This window comes from Anaerosalibacter massiliensis, from assembly GCF_024623155.1.
Lineage (GTDB): Bacteria > Bacillota > Clostridia > Tissierellales > Sporanaerobacteraceae > Anaerosalibacter > Anaerosalibacter massiliensis.
Window position 1 is genome coordinate 81,643 of the sequence record NZ_JANJZL010000011.1, and the last position, 17,442, is coordinate 99,084.

At 26.2% G+C, this 17,442-nt stretch carries 8 protein-coding genes and 1 CRISPR repeat array; all 8 genes read left to right on the plus strand.

Annotated features, from left to right (window positions below; translation table 11 throughout):
• Nucleotides 1–419: 419 nt before the first annotated feature.
• On the plus strand, nucleotides 420–1,145 hold the full coding sequence (gene cas6 / locus NSA23_RS13405; RefSeq protein ID WP_042682597.1) for a CRISPR-associated endoribonuclease Cas6: 726 nt from the start codon (nucleotides 420–422) through the stop codon (nucleotides 1,143–1,145).
• A gap of 11 nt (nucleotides 1,146–1,156) precedes the next feature.
• Nucleotides 1,157–2,827, plus strand: coding sequence for a type I-B CRISPR-associated protein Cas8b1/Cst1 (gene cas8a1 / locus NSA23_RS13410; RefSeq protein ID WP_042682594.1), 1,671 nt, complete (start codon nucleotides 1,157–1,159; stop codon nucleotides 2,825–2,827).
• Nucleotides 2,827–3,711: a type I-B CRISPR-associated protein Cas7/Cst2/DevR gene (cas7i, locus tag NSA23_RS13415; RefSeq protein WP_042682592.1), complete on the plus strand. Its 885-nt coding sequence runs from the start codon at nucleotides 2,827–2,829 to the stop codon at nucleotides 3,709–3,711. Before cas8a1 ends, cas7i begins: the two co-directional genes overlap by 1 nt.
• A complete protein-coding gene (cas5b, locus tag NSA23_RS13420) occupies nucleotides 3,698–4,453 on the plus strand; it encodes a type I-B CRISPR-associated protein Cas5b (RefSeq protein ID WP_042682589.1) in 756 nt (251 codons plus the stop codon). The genes cas7i and cas5b overlap by 14 nt, the downstream gene beginning before the upstream one ends.
• Nucleotides 4,454–4,559: 106 nt before the next feature.
• A complete protein-coding gene (locus NSA23_RS13425; RefSeq protein ID WP_042682586.1) occupies nucleotides 4,560–6,791 on the plus strand; it encodes a CRISPR-associated helicase/endonuclease Cas3 in 2,232 nt (743 codons plus the stop codon).
• A gap of 28 nt (nucleotides 6,792–6,819) precedes the next feature.
• Nucleotides 6,820–7,311 (plus strand): CRISPR-associated protein Cas4, encoded by a 492-nt coding sequence (cas4, locus tag NSA23_RS13430; protein WP_042682584.1) that lies wholly within the window; start codon nucleotides 6,820–6,822, stop codon nucleotides 7,309–7,311.
• Nucleotides 7,312–7,323: 12 nt separating this feature from the next.
• Complete coding sequence (cas1b, locus tag NSA23_RS13435) at nucleotides 7,324–8,316, plus strand: type I-B CRISPR-associated endonuclease Cas1b (protein ID WP_042682582.1); 993 nt, start codon at nucleotides 7,324–7,326, stop codon at nucleotides 8,314–8,316.
• Between the two features lie 8 nt (nucleotides 8,317–8,324).
• Nucleotides 8,325–8,603 carry a CRISPR-associated endonuclease Cas2 gene (gene cas2 / locus NSA23_RS13440; protein ID WP_042682580.1) on the plus strand — a complete coding sequence of 93 codons (279 nt, stop codon included), beginning with the start codon at nucleotides 8,325–8,327 and terminating at the stop codon, nucleotides 8,601–8,603.
• A 186-nt stretch (nucleotides 8,604–8,789) separates the two neighbouring features.
• A CRISPR array of direct repeats spans nucleotides 8,790–17,409; the repeat unit is 29 nt; unit sequence CTTTAATAGAACTAAAGTAGAATGTAAAT.
• Nucleotides 17,410–17,442: the final 33 nt, after the last annotated feature.

Consider the following 17,442-nt stretch of genomic DNA (forward strand, 5'->3'; position numbering starts at 1 on the left):
GTTTAATAGAACATAAATATAATTTTACATTCCATTATAATTGGTTCTATTAAAAAGATTTTCTATAAATACATTATGAACATAAAAAATGAAAAATAAACAATATTTACAAAAAATATCGTTTTTTTAATTAGTATAGACCATAATTATAATGGGAGAATAAAATTAAACTTATAGGATATAATAAATTTTAATAAAGAAATTATAATTATGCGAATTAGCAAAGGAGGTGATTATTTTTATTTTAATAAAAAACTTTTTTATTAAAATAGAAATAAATATTAATGTAAACATAAAATTGAATACGATGTAAATTTTTATCTTTAAATATATATAGGTTTGAAAAGTAAAAAATTATAACAATGTTACTATATATTTCATGATTGTATGGTAACATTGTTATAGAAAGGGGTGAAAATATGAGATTTAATGTAGAACTATTATTAGAAAATGAGATTATTCCTAAAGATAAAAATAGGATAATTCTATCATTGATGAAGCATAATTTTAATTCATATGATAAAGATTATTTTATAGAGCTGTATAAACAAATACCAAACAAAAAGAAAACTTTCACTTTTGCATTATATATGGGAAATTGTAAATTTTTAAGAGAAGAGATAGTTATTCCAGAAAAAAAAATAATTTTAAATTTTTCTACTTATGATATGAAGGATGGAATAATGTTCTATAATTCCTTCTTGAAGAATAAAGGACTAGAGTACCCAATAAAAAACAATACCATAAAAGTAAATAAAATAAATTTAAATAAAGAAAAGACTATAACAGAAAATGAAGTAATTTATAAAACCCTTAGTCCCATATCTGTTAGGGAACATTGTGGAGATAATAAAAAAACTTGGTATCATTCACTAAAAGATTTAAAGGGACAAGAAGTATTTATCAATAATTTAAAATATCAATTAAAATCTGAATTTGGAGAAGACAGAATATTAGATATAGAAGAAATAGAATTTGAAGTCCTAGGTAATAAAGAAGTAAAAGTGAAAAATTATGGTATTGAAGTGTTATCTAATATTTGTAGGCTAAAAATCAAAGCAAAGCCTTATATATTAGACTATCTTTATAAAGCAGGAATAGGAAGTCAAAAAAGTACAGGCTTTGGAATGGTAGATTTAGTATAGGAGGTGAGAATTTGGGAGAAAAGATAAGATTAGAGATGGGAGATTGGTTATATAATTCAGGATTAGTAGGGTTATATAATATTCTTGAAAAAAATGGAGATACAGTTAATTTTGATGAAAATTATCTTGAATTTGACTCCGAAATTCTAGAAAAATTTGAAGAAAAATATTTTAATTATTTTATTAGTAAATATGAAGAAAATTTATCTTGGTATAAAATTGTCTCTTATAAAAATTTAATAGATTCTTATGAAGAAAGTGATTTTAAGAATTTTAATGAAGATAGTTTAGACAATTTAAATATTTATATATCTGATGTATTAAAAAAATATTTAAAAAGTGATAGTTATAAAGCTGCTTATAAGTTAATAGAAAGTGATACTGATATCTTATTATTAGAAAAAAAGTTATCTAGAATTAGATTGAAAAAGAATGAAAAAATAAAAGATAAGATTTCTGAGGTAAAGGATGTTTTTAATGTAATAAAAATCATAATTGACTATTGTAATTCTGAACAAGGGAAAAAATATATAGCTGGTAAAAATGTGATTTATACTATTATTAGAAATGCTTGGGATGGAGTTTGCTTCTTAAATCCTCGAACTAAAGAAAAAAATATGTATATTGATTATAAGAATGATTTTATCAACCCTGTTGAAGAATATTTATCTTTAGATAAAACCAAATTTAGATATAATTGTTTTGTTTGTGATAGAAATATGAATAATTTAAAAAATACTTTGAGCTTTTTAAATCAAACAGGATTTGATGTTAATAAAAAGTCTTCACATGTATGGGAATTTAATAATGATGTAGCAATTTGTCCAATATGTAAATTAGTTTACTCATGTACTCCAGCAGGGATAACATATGTATATAATAAAGGTTTATATATTAATGATAACTCTAGTATGGAAAATGCAATTGATATTAACTATAAGGTAAAGAATGAGATTTTAAAAGAACATGAAATGAAAACTTCACTTACTTACAGAGCGTTAGTTAATTCCATTCAAGAGCAATTTAGTGATAAAGTAAAATATGAATTATCTGATATTCAAGTTATTAGATTTGAAGATGAAAAATATAAATTTAATTTATTATCTAGAAAAATACTTAGAGTTATTTATGACTCTAGGCACGATTTAAATAAGCTTATTAAATGTGGTTTTAAAGAGGGAAATACTTATTTTAATATTTATGATTTGGTTATAGATAGTTTGTTAAATAATCAAAATCTATTTATATTAATTCATAAATTATTAGTATATAGGTTATCTAGCCTTAAAAATTGTCATTTTTCAACTATGCAAATAGTTAGAATGTTAAATATAAACTTTAGATTTTTGGAGGGGATAGGTTATATGGAGAATTTGGATAAATATATTATTAAACAATCAAATGAATTCGGCGAGGATTTAAAAAAAGCATATAGAGGGAAAAAGGCTGAAGATAAGTTAAATGGTATTGCCTATAGACTTTTAAATTCATTAAAAGTAAATAACAAGGATATGTTTATGGATACTGTATTAAATTGTTATCTATATGCTCAAAAATCTGTTCCTTCAATATTTTTAGAAGGATTGAAAGATGATCTAGCATTTAAAAATATTGGATACGCTTTTGTGACTGGATTGATAGAAGGCAAAGAAGAGACTAATAAAGTTGGAGGGGATAAATAATGGAAAACAAGATGTTACCTAAGGGATTATCTATATCAATTATTTTTGAAGCGGAAAGTGCAAACTATGGTGAGTCAGTAGGAAATGTAGCTTCTCTTAAAAAAATGGTTAGAAACAAAGGTGACCAATATACTTATATTTCTAGACAAGCTATTAGATATAATATTATAGAACAACTTGGGGAAGAATTAGCTCCAGTTAAATCTGAAGGAAGTGGAGATAAAAAAGTAATTCAATTTCATCCAGATGCTACTATTGATAAATATCCTGAAATAGATTTTTTCGGATATTTAAAAACTGAAAAGAAAACAGGCGGCAAAAAACGTTCTGCGAAAGTGAGACTATCTAATGCTATATCTTTAGAAACATACAAAGGAGATTTAGATTTTTTAACTAATAAAGGACTGGCTGATAGGTTAAATGAAAACATGAACATAGCTCAATCAGAAATTCACAAATCTTATTATAGATATACTATAACTACTGATTTAGATCAAATAGGTATAGATAAAGAATATAATATTGAAATATCTAACGAAGAAAAAGCACAGAGGGTAAATAAATTATTAGAAACAATTGCTATGTTATATAGGGATATTAGGGGAAGAAGGGAAGATTTAAAGCCATTGTTTGCAATAGGTGGAGTATATGATATTAAAAATCCTGTTTTTCAAAATGTATTAGATGTTAAAGATAATAGAGTAATTGTTAATCAAATTGAAGGGATTCTTTTCGATAGTATCAAGAAAGATACTTATTGTGGATTGATAGAAGGAAAGTTTGATAATGACAATGAAATAAAAGAAAAATTGGGAGCAGTACCTATGCTAGAGTTTTTTAGCATTATAAAAGGGAAGGTAAAGGAATATTATGAAGGGAATTAGATTAAGATTATATCAAAATTTAGTTAATTATAAAAAAACAACTAGCTTTCAGTTAAAGGAAACTTATCCATTACCTCCACCATCTACTATAATAGGAATGGTCCATAATTTATGTCAGTATAAGGAATATAAGGAGATGGAAATAGGCATACAAGGAAAATATTATTCTAAGGTTAATGATTTATTTACTAGATATGAATTTAAAAATGGAATGAAATATGATAAAAGTAGACATCAATTAAAGGTAGAAGATTTTGGTGTTAGTAGGGGAGTTGCAACCACAGAATTGTTAGTAGATGTAGAGCTATTAATTCACATTATTCCTAAAGATCAATCTTTGGTTCAAGAAATAGAAAAGGCGTTTTTATATCCAGTTGAATATCCTTCATTAGGAAGAAGAGAAGATTTGCTAATTATTAAAGAGGTTAAAGTTGTAGATATTAGAGAGGAAATGTTAAATGATGACATTGAATTAAAACAAGATCAGACTGCATATATACCAGTACATATGATAAAAGATGAATCTATAAAATTGCTAGGGGCGGGAAATGGTATAAGAAATAGAGGGACAAGATATAAGCTAACCAAAGAGTATAAATTGGTAGATTATGGAACAAAGAGAAACCCTAAAATATTTAGAAAATGGAATAAAGTAGATGTTATCTATACATCGGGTATTATTGCCGTTGAAGATGAGCTGATTTTAATAGATGAAGATGATATTGTTGTTTTTGCTATTTGATTTTATTGTATAAAAAATAAATAGTTATTAGTTTATGATTAGTATATATAATACTCAGGGGAAGAAAGTTCCCCTGAATTAAGTTTTACTTTATGGAGGGATTATATTGAATAAATATTTAGCAAAGTCTAATCCTCAAGAAACAATATATGAACATACAGATAATTTATTGAAAAACTATGAAATATTCAAAAGAATATATTCTGACTTAAAAATAGATTGGAACATATTATATCTTGCTTGCTTATATCATGATTTTGGGAAGATGAATTTAAAGTTTCAACAAAAAATTGAGTATGGGAAAAGATATAAAGATGAAGTTCCTCATGGAATATTAAGTCTAGCTTTTCTTAATACAAGAGAACTAAAAATGAATGGATATACAAATGAACAAATAAAATTATTGGCTCATTCTATAGCTTATCATCATGATAGAGATTTTAATTACGATAATGAATTAATAAATAATGAGATAGAACTATTGAAAAATGAGATTAATAACTTTAGCTATAATAAAGTTCAAGACATAAAAGTAAAGAAAATAAGTGCAAAATATTTTTGTAATGATAGAATTTACGAAAAGGAAGATGAAAAGTTATTCTTTAAATATGTTATGATAAAAGGATTTTTAAATAGAATTGATTATGCTGCCAGTGGGTATATAGAAGTTGAAAAAGAAAATAATTTTCTAATGTATAGTATGAATAATATGATGGAAGATTGGAGGAAGGAAAATCCAGACTCAGATTGGAATGAACTTCAGAATTATATGATAGACCATCAAAATGAAAATGTTATTGTAGTAGCTCAAACTGGAATGGGAAAAACAGAAGCAGGACTATTATGGATTGGAGATAATAAAGGATTCTTTACTCTTCCATTAAAAACTGCTATAAATTCAATATATAAAAGAGTGTCTCATAAAATTCTGAAATGTGATTTTAAAGATAGAGTGGGATTATTACATTCGGATACATATAGTGAATATTTAAATATAGAAACGGAAGATTTGGATATAGATGAATATTACAATAAAACAAAGCAATTATCTCTACCTCTTACAATATGTACGTTAGATCAAATATTTGATTTTGTTTATAGATACAGAGGTTTTGAGTCTAAATTAGCTACATTATCTTATTCAAAAGTGGTAATAGATGAAATACAAATGTATTCACCAGATTTATTAGCTTATTTGATTATAGGTTTATCATACATAACTAAAGTAGGAGGAAAGTTTACTATTTTAACTGCAACCTTACCAAATATAGTATTAGATTTTTTAAATAGGGAAAATATAGAGTTTACTATGCCCGAAAAACCATTTATAGATAATACTTTTAATAGACATAATGTAAAAATAATAGAAAGTGAAATGAATATTGACCCTATTCTTAAGTTATATGAAAATAATAAAGTTTTGGTAATCTGCAATACCGTAAGAAAAGCCCAAGAAATATACGAGCAGCTGAAGAAAAAGCAAGTAAAGAATTTAAATTTATTTCATAGTGGATTTATTAAAAAGGATAGAAAAGAAAAGGAAGATGCGATATTAGAAATAGGTAAAAAGGATTCTATAGAATCTGGAATATGGGTTACTACACAAGTAGTAGAAGCATCTTTAGATATTGATTTTGATATACTTATTACAGAATTATCTGATATAAATGGTCTTTTTCAAAGAATGGGTAGATGTTATAGGAAAAGAGAATTCACTAAGGATGAATATAATTGCTATGTGTTTAATGGTGGAAATAAGAAATGCAGTGGTGTAGGTTATGTAGTTGATAGGGAAATATTTAATTTGTCAAAAGAGTATTTAAAAAATGTAGATGGAATATTAACAGAAAAAAATAAAGTAGATTTAATAAATTCTTTATATACTACTGATAATTTAAAAGATACAGATTATTATAAACTTATTGAAAGCAATATTGAATATGTAAAAAGAATAGAAGATTTTGAAAAGTCTAAAGCAGAAATTAAAAGCAAATTTAGAAATATTAATACAATAACAGTTATTCCAAAACAAGTATATGATGATAATTATGAAGAAATAAGAGAGTATGTAGATATAATATCACAAAGATATGATAAAAAGATATTATCATCTGAAAGACAACAAATAAAGCATAATAAGATTATTGCTAGAAACAGATTAAGAGATTTTACTGTAAGTATTCAGTACTATTTAACAGAAGGAAATATTATTGAATATATGAAATTAAATAGAAATGAGGTAATACCAATATTAAATTGTAATTATTCAAAAGAATTAGGTATCCAAGTTATCAAGAATAAAAAAGGACAAACTTCTCCTGAAAGCAGATCTTTCTAAGATTATCTTATTTAAAGTAGGTGATACCATGAAAAAGATAACAGGTGTGATGATATATTATTATTTTGTATGTAAAAGAAAACTATGGTATTTTTCAAATAATTTAAATATGGAGTTTAATAGTGAATTGGTAGGCATTGGAAAATTAGTAGATGAAACATCTTATGGTAGAGAAAAAAAGCATATACTAATAGATGAAAGTATAAATATCGATTTTTTGAAAGATTGGAAAGTTATACATGAAGTTAAAAAGTCCAGAAAAATGGATGAAGCATCAAAATGGCAGCTTAAATATTATATATGGGTTCTTAAAAATAAAGGAGTAGAAATTGAAAAGGGGATACTTGACTATCCCCTTTTAAGAAAGAGAGAGGAAATATTTTTAAATGAAGAAGATGAGGAAAAATTAAAAAATATTATAGAAGATATAAAAAGAATCATATCATCAAATTTACCTTTAGATACTTTAGATAAAAATGTTTGTAAGAAATGTGCTTATTATGAACTTTGCTATATTTAAAGGAGCGAGGAAATGGGAGAAACATTTTATATTTTTAAAGATGGAGATTTGAGAAGAAAGGATAATAATGTTATTATTACAACTTTAGAAGGAGAATCTAAAAATCTTAAATCAGAAGTAGCTGATGAAATATATCTTTTTGGTGAAGTTAGCATGAATACTAAATTGCTCAACTTTTTATCTCAAAAAGGCATAACAATGCATATATTTAATTATTATGGATTTTATAGTGGAAGCTTTTATCCACGAGAATCTAATATTAGTGGATACTTGCTAGTTCAACAGGTAAAATGTTATGATAATATAGAAAAAAGATTAAAATTAGCAAAAGAAATATTGAAAACTTCTTCTTCCAATATATATAGAAATTTAAGATATTATAATGGCAGAGGTATAAAATTAGATGAGCCTATGAAAGAAGTTCAAAGTCTTAGCAATAGATTAGATTATGGTAATAGCATAAATGAAATTATGGGAATAGAAGGCAATATTAGAAAAGTATATTATTCTACTTGGAATGATATAATTAAACAAGATATAAAATTTGAAAAAAGAGTTAAAAGACCACCAGACAATATGATTAATTCACTAATTTCATTTGTTAATAGCTTGATATATACAACTGTATTAAGTGAAATATATAAAACTCAATTAAATCCTACAATAAGTTATTTACATGAACCTGGGACTAAAAGATTTTCCTTGTGTTTAGATGTAGCAGAGATATTCAAACCTTTGATTGGAGAACGAATGATATTCTCTATGTTAAATAAAAATCAGATCACGGAAGATGATTTTGAAAAAGAATCCAATTTCTTATATATAAAAGAATCTGGAAAAAAGAAAATATTAATGGAGTATGATAGAAGACTTGCTCAAACTATTTACCACAAGGAATTAAAAAGAGATGTATCTTATAGATACCTTATTAGGTTGGAATGTTACAAGTTAATAAAAGATATAATTGGAGAAAAAGAATATGAAGGATTTAAAATTTGGTGGTGATTATATTTATGTATATAATATTGATGTATGATATATTAACAGATGAAAAAGGGTCCAAAGTTTCAAGGAATACTTTTAAAATATGCAAAAAATATTTAACTCATATACAAAAGTCTGTATTTGAAGGAAACTTAACAGAACTAGATTTGATGAAATTGAAGTCAGAGTTAGATAGCTATATTAGAAAGGATAAAGATTCACTTATTATATTTAAGAATAGAAATGAGAGATGGCTAGAGAAAGAGTTTTTAGGAATAGAAGATGATAAAACATCTAATTTTTTTTAATATTTATTATTGTCGACCTATAGTAATGCAAAAAACTATGGAGATAGACAAATACCATAAAATCAATCTTTAGATAGAAAGTGCAGATAGTTTTTATGGAATTTTACTTAATAAATTAATAGAAATTTTTAGATGGACAGAAATATAAAGTCAAGATCAGTAAAACTAACACCTTCATAAACACGCCTTTAATAGAACTAAAGTAGAATGTAAATTGTAAATGTCGAGAAGTAAAGCATTATAAAAAAATATCTTTAATAGAACTAAAGTAGAATGTAAATTAAATATTTGTATAGTTCTTTTGCTAGATTTACGTCGCTTTAATAGAACTAAAGTAGAATGTAAATGATGAGTGAAGAAGGGTTTTTAAAAATAACAAATTGGCTTTAATAGAACTAAAGTAGAATGTAAATATTTTATTTTTTCCACTGCATCTTGGACACCTTGGCTTTAATAGAACTAAAGTAGAATGTAAATCATAGGTGCTAAAAGAAGTCTTGAGACAAGAAAAAAGCTTTAATAGAACTAAAGTAGAATGTAAATTTTTAAGGAGGGATAAATATGACAAGCTTTCAAAAAGCTTTAATAGAACTAAAGTAGAATGTAAATAGCGACTTTATATACATTAAAACATCAATATCTAAAACTTTAATAGAACTAAAGTAGAATGTAAATTCTTCACTCATCTGGATCATTTCTAAGTTAATAAATCCTTTAATAGAACTAAAGTAGAATGTAAATCCTTTCCATAAACACTATTTCACCTATAGCTTTCTCCTTTAATAGAACTAAAGTAGAATGTAAATTTTTAAGGAGGGATAAATATGACAAGCTTTCAAAAACTTTAATAGAACTAAAGTAGAATGTAAATCCAATATGGGGAACCTTTCATAAATTAGATGATTCTCCTTTAATAGAACTAAAGTAGAATGTAAATTTTTTAGGTATATCCCTCCTTGGGGGGTGTGCCTCTCCTTTAATAGAACTAAAGTAGAATGTAAATTTATTTACTCTCATCCGCTTCTACAAAGTTGCTATATCTTTAATAGAACTAAAGTAGAATGTAAATTCTGATTTTACTAAGTCATCATCAATCATCTCTATACTTTAATAGAACTAAAGTAGAATGTAAATAAAATAAAAGAGTTTTTAAAATATTTCTACATAAAAGCTTTAATAGAACTAAAGTAGAATGTAAATATAGGAGAAGAAATTCTTAACTTGCTATGGGAATATCCTTTAATAGAACTAAAGTAGAATGTAAATTAAAAAGATGGAGGATAATATTACAAGGTTTAATACCTTTAATAGAACTAAAGTAGAATGTAAATTAAATTTTATTGCATCATCTAAAGCTTTAATTTCACTCTTTAATAGAACTAAAGTAGAATGTAAATCTATGTAGTACATTTCTATCACTTTTCTTTCTATTTCCTTTAATAGAACTAAAGTAGAATGTAAATAATAAAGAACAAGCTCAAACTCTGCATTGTAGTAGTCTTTAATAGAACTAAAGTAGAATGTAAATTATGTCAAAGGATTGCCTAGTCTTAGGTTTAGATTAGACTTTAATAGAACTAAAGTAGAATGTAAATTTCCTCTCTAGCTTTTTCTTTCTTTTTCTTTTCTTTCTTTAATAGAACTAAAGTAGAATGTAAATGAAACAGAAAGGCAAGGAATGGCTGAGCTAATAATAGCTTTAATAGAACTAAAGTAGAATGTAAATGTAGAATAGAAGAATGTCCAAGGTGTCCAAGATGCAGCTTTAATAGAACTAAAGTAGAATGTAAATTTTTATAGCTCCATCTACGTATCCTAAATACTCTTTCCTTTAATAGAACTAAAGTAGAATGTAAATTTTTCTTGCATAATTTTTCTACAAAGGTCTCATATGACTTTAATAGAACTAAAGTAGAATGTAAATTAATTCTGAATACATAACATTGGTCAAAGCCTTTTCCTTTAATAGAACTAAAGTAGAATGTAAATTCAATCAAATCTTCTACAGTAACAGTTCCAGCATCTTTAATAGAACTAAAGTAGAATGTAAATTCAATACAATATAATACGTTCATCAGCTAATAATATCTTTAATAGAACTAAAGTAGAATGTAAATACTGACTAGCACCAGTAGTGCTAAGGAAATGGGAAACTTTAATAGAACTAAAGTAGAATGTAAATTCTATAAAGTTTGTAGGCATGGAATCATCTACTAGACTTTAATAGAACTAAAGTAGAATGTAAATGATAGCAAAATAGAAAGACCTAAAACTTTTATTAGTTCTTTAATAGAACTAAAGTAGAATGTAAATTCCCTCAACTTTTTTATGCAGTCTCAAGTCTGCCAACTTTAATAGAACTAAAGTAGAATGTAAATGCAATTGATTGACTTTGTACTCCGTATGAGTCAAGGCTTTAATAGAACTAAAGTAGAATGTAAATATTGCAATAGAAGCTATACAGTTTACAGGGACATGGCTTTAATAGAACTAAAGTAGAATGTAAATAATTTTACAAAGTCTGTTATATCAGCAAAGGCTATTCTTTAATAGAACTAAAGTAGAATGTAAATCCCCTCAAAAGTGTTTGGATTTGCCATTACATCCATACTTTAATAGAACTAAAGTAGAATGTAAATCAATAAAGTCTTTGTTAGTTTTTAATGGAGTTAAAACTTTAATAGAACTAAAGTAGAATGTAAATCATCTCTCATGTATGCTACTTTCTTGTCTAGCCCGTCTTTAATAGAACTAAAGTAGAATGTAAATTATAAATACCGTGATCACCTCAGCCCCTGTAACATTCTTTAATAGAACTAAAGTAGAATGTAAATTCAATATTGATGGTGCTTTTGAAGTTATTTATAAAAACTTTAATAGAACTAAAGTAGAATGTAAATTCTATTGTGACTCTCTTTGATATTTCATCAGTATGCTGCTTTAATAGAACTAAAGTAGAATGTAAATACGCTTACTTTTAAGTTTGTTATATCTGCATTAATACTTTAATAGAACTAAAGTAGAATGTAAATACTGAGATTTCAGATTCATCTTCATTTGGTAGTCTTTCTTTAATAGAACTAAAGTAGAATGTAAATTCTGTCTTCACACTCCTTATTGCATCTTATGCAACACCTTTAATAGAACTAAAGTAGAATGTAAATTGAAATACACCAAAGATTTTAATGAAATAAAAGATAGCTTTAATAGAACTAAAGTAGAATGTAAATACATTAACGTTGAATTTATTTACAGAGGCATTTATACCCTTTAATAGAACTAAAGTAGAATGTAAATTTGTCAGATAGAGAAATTAAGCAAAAAGTAGAAAAAGCTTTAATAGAACTAAAGTAGAATGTAAATGTTTTATTATTAGGGCACCTCATTAAAAACTCAAGTCTTTAATAGAACTAAAGTAGAATGTAAATTCATCCCAGTCCTCCTCTTTCATCCACTTTCTTATATCTTTAATAGAACTAAAGTAGAATGTAAATTTAATACAGCTTTCAGATTAAATAGAGCCTGTGGTTGCTTTAATAGAACTAAAGTAGAATGTAAATATATAATGTACTTATAAAGGAGGAGAGATGATGGCTGCTTTAATAGAACTAAAGTAGAATGTAAATAACACTCTATCAGAGATAGCAGCATAGCCTGAGTATTCTTTAATAGAACTAAAGTAGAATGTAAATTAAAACTAGAGACTTTTAGTGGCTCACTCCCTTTTACTTTAATAGAACTAAAGTAGAATGTAAATCAGAAAGAACTGAACAAAGAAAGAAAGCGAAAGCAGCTTTAATAGAACTAAAGTAGAATGTAAATATATAATGTACTTATAAAGGAGGAGAGATGATGGCTGCTTTAATAGAACTAAAGTAGAATGTAAATCAACTTACTGATGAGTTCATCAAGACTCTGGCACCTGCTTTAATAGAACTAAAGTAGAATGTAAATAATGCTAATTTTAAACATATTGACCTATGTATGTTACTTTAATAGAACTAAAGTAGAATGTAAATTCATTCCCTACGAGATAAAGTACTTAGGGTTAAACGGCTTTAATAGAACTAAAGTAGAATGTAAATAACACCTATCGTAGAGATAGGGGGTGAGCAATACTCCTTTAATAGAACTAAAGTAGAATGTAAATTCATTCCCTACGAGATAAAGTACTTAGGGTTAAACGCTTTAATAGAACTAAAGTAGAATGTAAATTATAACCCCCTTTGCGAATATACCTATCTTCAAAACTTTAATAGAACTAAAGTAGAATGTAAATCTTCTTGAAGACCTTTAGTCCCTGGTCTCCACTTCCACTTTAATAGAACTAAAGTAGAATGTAAATTCATTCCCTACGAGATAAAGTACTTAGGGTTAAACGGCTTTAATAGAACTAAAGTAGAATGTAAATTAATATATATGAGGCTTATTTATATACAAGCAATGTCTTTAATAGAACTAAAGTAGAATGTAAATTAGGCTAATCCACAGGCAAATTCAATTCTCTGTAGTACTTTAATAGAACTAAAGTAGAATGTAAATTCTTCATATTTATTCTCAAGTTTAATTAATGCATTAAACTTTAATAGAACTAAAGTAGAATGTAAATACATAGAATCCCCCTTAACTCTAAGTGCAAAATCAGCTTTAATAGAACTAAAGTAGAATGTAAATTTTGTAGGTATGGTCATTTTAACCATCCCTTCTGGCCTTTAATAGAACTAAAGTAGAATGTAAATTGAGATGCTCTATCCATTAGAGGGGCTATAGCATCCTTTAATAGAACTAAAGTAGAATGTAAATGAATAAGAGAGTAAGTATTTGAAAATCCTAGCTCTTCTTTAATAGAACTAAAGTAGAATGTAAATCAAACTTACTCAAGCAGAGTTCTATAAGTGTATGGCCTTTAATAGAACTAAAGTAGAATGTAAATGGTATTGTAGTCTACCTTATAGAGTGCCTATTCCTCTTTAATAGAACTAAAGTAGAATGTAAATGATATAGTAAATAGGTATAAAAAACATATAAGGAGTGCTTTAATAGAACTAAAGTAGAATGTAAATTATTTCAGTTAATTTTATTTCATTGTCAATTTGTTTTCTTTAATAGAACTAAAGTAGAATGTAAATGTTATTTACATATAGATGTAATATAATATAATATAATATAACTTTAATAGAACTAAAGTAGAATGTAAATAAGCAAGATTAAATGCTTATAAAACCGCAAATAAAACCTTTAATAGAACTAAAGTAGAATGTAAATCATTAATGCAATTAAGAGATAAACACCCTGCAGTTGCTTTAATAGAACTAAAGTAGAATGTAAATTTCCTATGGTAGTAGATGTTGCTATTGGGAAAAGCTTTAATAGAACTAAAGTAGAATGTAAATGAGCCTCTTCAATATCCTCATCATCATAGTCAAATATCTTTAATAGAACTAAAGTAGAATGTAAATGGAACAATAAATCACAAATACAAAAATAAACCTCGCTTTAATAGAACTAAAGTAGAATGTAAATTACTATGATGTAGATGTTACTTTAGCAGGAGAGCCTGCTTTAATAGAACTAAAGTAGAATGTAAATCCCCTCTATTATAGACTGTAGTAATATGCAGCACTGCTTTAATAGAACTAAAGTAGAATGTAAATCAAATTAGAGATGAATCCCTATTTAATGGGTTAAATACTTTAATAGAACTAAAGTAGAATGTAAATACTGGTGCATGATAAATAAATATAGAGGTAGTTATGCTTTAATAGAACTAAAGTAGAATGTAAATGTGTTAAGTTTAAACAATGCAAGAAATTATCCAATAGAGCTTTAATAGAACTAAAGTAGAATGTAAATGTACTAGACCCAGGTCCAGTAATTATGGTTCAAAATGCTTTAATAGAACTAAAGTAGAATGTAAATATATGAAGTCTAAAACTTTAAAGAAGAGGATGGACACTTTAATAGAACTAAAGTAGAATGTAAATAGGAAAATGGACTCATTTACTAGGAACATATTTAGGCTTTAATAGAACTAAAGTAGAATGTAAATTTAATACAGCTTTCAAATTAAATAGAGCCTGTGGTTGCTTTAATAGAACTAAAGTAGAATGTAAATATACCTCAGTTCTTTCAATTACCTCTTCTCTTGCCTCTCTTTAATAGAACTAAAGTAGAATGTAAATTCATTTATAAGACTATATATAACAAGCTATAGCACCTTTAATAGAACTAAAGTAGAATGTAAATAAGGAAAATGGACTCATTTACTAGGAACATATTTAGCTTTAATAGAACTAAAGTAGAATGTAAATGGAAGTAATTGATGAGTTATCACAATATAAAAAAGGCTTTAATAGAACTAAAGTAGAATGTAAATCCATTTAAGTGATAAGGAAGCCCAGGAGAGTAGAAAGCTTTAATAGAACTAAAGTAGAATGTAAATTTCTTTTATTCCTTTGTTACTCTTTACTAAATAAAACCTTTAATAGAACTAAAGTAGAATGTAAATCTTGATTCGTTATCTCCTATATTGCACAATGTTGAGACTTTAATAGAACTAAAGTAGAATGTAAATACATATTTAAGAGGCTTTAAAATAATTTCTCTTGTACTTTAATAGAACTAAAGTAGAATGTAAATTTTTATTGATGGCTGGATTAAACGAATGCAGCAGGCTTTAATAGAACTAAAGTAGAATGTAAATGTGGCTATATGTGAGTATTTTATTAAAACCTATACAACTTTAATAGAACTAAAGTAGAATGTAAATGAGGCTCTAAGAGTATTAGAAAATAAAAACAATCAATCCTTTAATAGAACTAAAGTAGAATGTAAATTCTATAAAACAGGAGGGTTTAATATGAAGATAATAGACTTTAATAGAACTAAAGTAGAATGTAAATTATACCAAATATAAGAAATTTAAACATAGATGGTAAAACTTTAATAGAACTAAAGTAGAATGTAAATTATTGGCTTGTATGCTAATTGACAGGGATTGTGCAACTTTAATAGAACTAAAGTAGAATGTAAATATTATACAGGCATACAAAAACTTGATAACGCTACAGCTTTAATAGAACTAAAGTAGAATGTAAATTTGTTTATTGACTGTCATAATTTTTCTTTCTTCATCTACTTTAATAGAACTAAAGTAGAATGTAAATGATGGAAGGCTAAAACTATCTGGCAACAAACTACAACTTTAATAGAACTAAAGTAGAATGTAAATGCAATGTTTTCAGCTGTGATATTCCCGGCCAGTAAGCCTTTAATAGAACTAAAGTAGAATGTAAATACTTTTCCCCTGCTTGAACTTCCCATATTCTTTTAGTTCTTTAATAGAACTAAAGTAGAATGTAAATTAGATGTAGATATAACTGCATTAGATAATAATAATCTTTAATAGAACTAAAGTAGAATGTAAATATTTTAGAAGGGGTAAAAATTGTAGTAGATGATAAGGCTTTAATAGAACTAAAGTAGAATGTAAATATGGCATTGTGGGTAAAGAAACTTGGAAGGCTTTATTTCTTTAATAGAACTAAAGTAGAATGTAAATACACATTATATGTTTGGTGCATATAGGGTAACATACCTTTAATAGAACTAAAGTAGAATGTAAATATAAAGAAAGGCAAGAAATAAAATGAATGTAACTAACCTTTAATAGAACTAAAGTAGAATGTAAATCTCATCTAAAGCAAGTGAATATTTGTTGTTGATCTTGCTTTAATAGAACTAAAGTAGAATGTAAATCATAATAGAAGCTAATACGTTAGAAATTCTGAAAGACCTTTAATAGAACTAAAGTAGAATGTAAATAATTTACCGCTATAATTTTTATCTCCTAAAGGCTGTCTTTAATAGAACTAAAGTAGAATGTAAATGCTTTTAAAAGATATATACAGTTGCAACAGCAAGGGCTTTAATAGAACTAAAGTAGAATGTAAATTAGATAGTATAACAACTAGTGATGGTATGGTAGATGACTTTAATAGAACTAAAGTAGAATGTAAATACCTCTCCAATAATTAGAACCTGTCCAGTTTTTTCCCTTTAATAGAACTAAAGTAGAATGTAAATGCTTTTGAATTGACTTCTATAGCATTGATGAATCAAGCTTTAATAGAACTAAAGTAGAATGTAAATGTTTTTGCCTACTTTCTTACAATCTCTATATTCCTCCTTTAATAGAACTAAAGTAGAATGTAAATAGTAGTGGAGGAGGCAGTGGAGCCGAAGGATAACGACTTTAATAGAACTAAAGTAGAATGTAAATGGTTTTGAAATGGCTATGCCTGATATGTCAAAAATAGCTTTAATAGAACTAAAGTAGAATGTAAATTTGGCAATAAGTTAACATATAAAGCTGAAAATCACGACTTTAATAGAACTAAAGTAGAATGTAAATCGGAACAATTAATGATGGTGTATTAGAATTAGTTGGTCTTTAATAGAACTAAAGTAGAATGTAAATATGTTTTTCTAATACATTTTCGTTGTATGCTTCTTCCTTTAATAGAACTAAAGTAGAATGTAAATTTTGTTTTTCCTCCTCTTTATTTAGAAGGTAGCTAAGCTTTAATAGAACTAAAGTAGAATGTAAATGGGTATTTAGACTTAAATAGATTGATGGGCAATAAGCTTTAATAGAACTAAAGTAGAATGTAAATTGAAGCAACAGAGTATGAACCTTATAGGGAAGATATACTTTAATAGAACTAAAGTAGAATGTAAATGGGTATTTAGACTTAAATAGATTGATGGGCAATAAGCTTTAATAGAACTAAAGTAGAATGTAAATTGAAGCAACAGAGTATGAACCTTATAGGGAAGA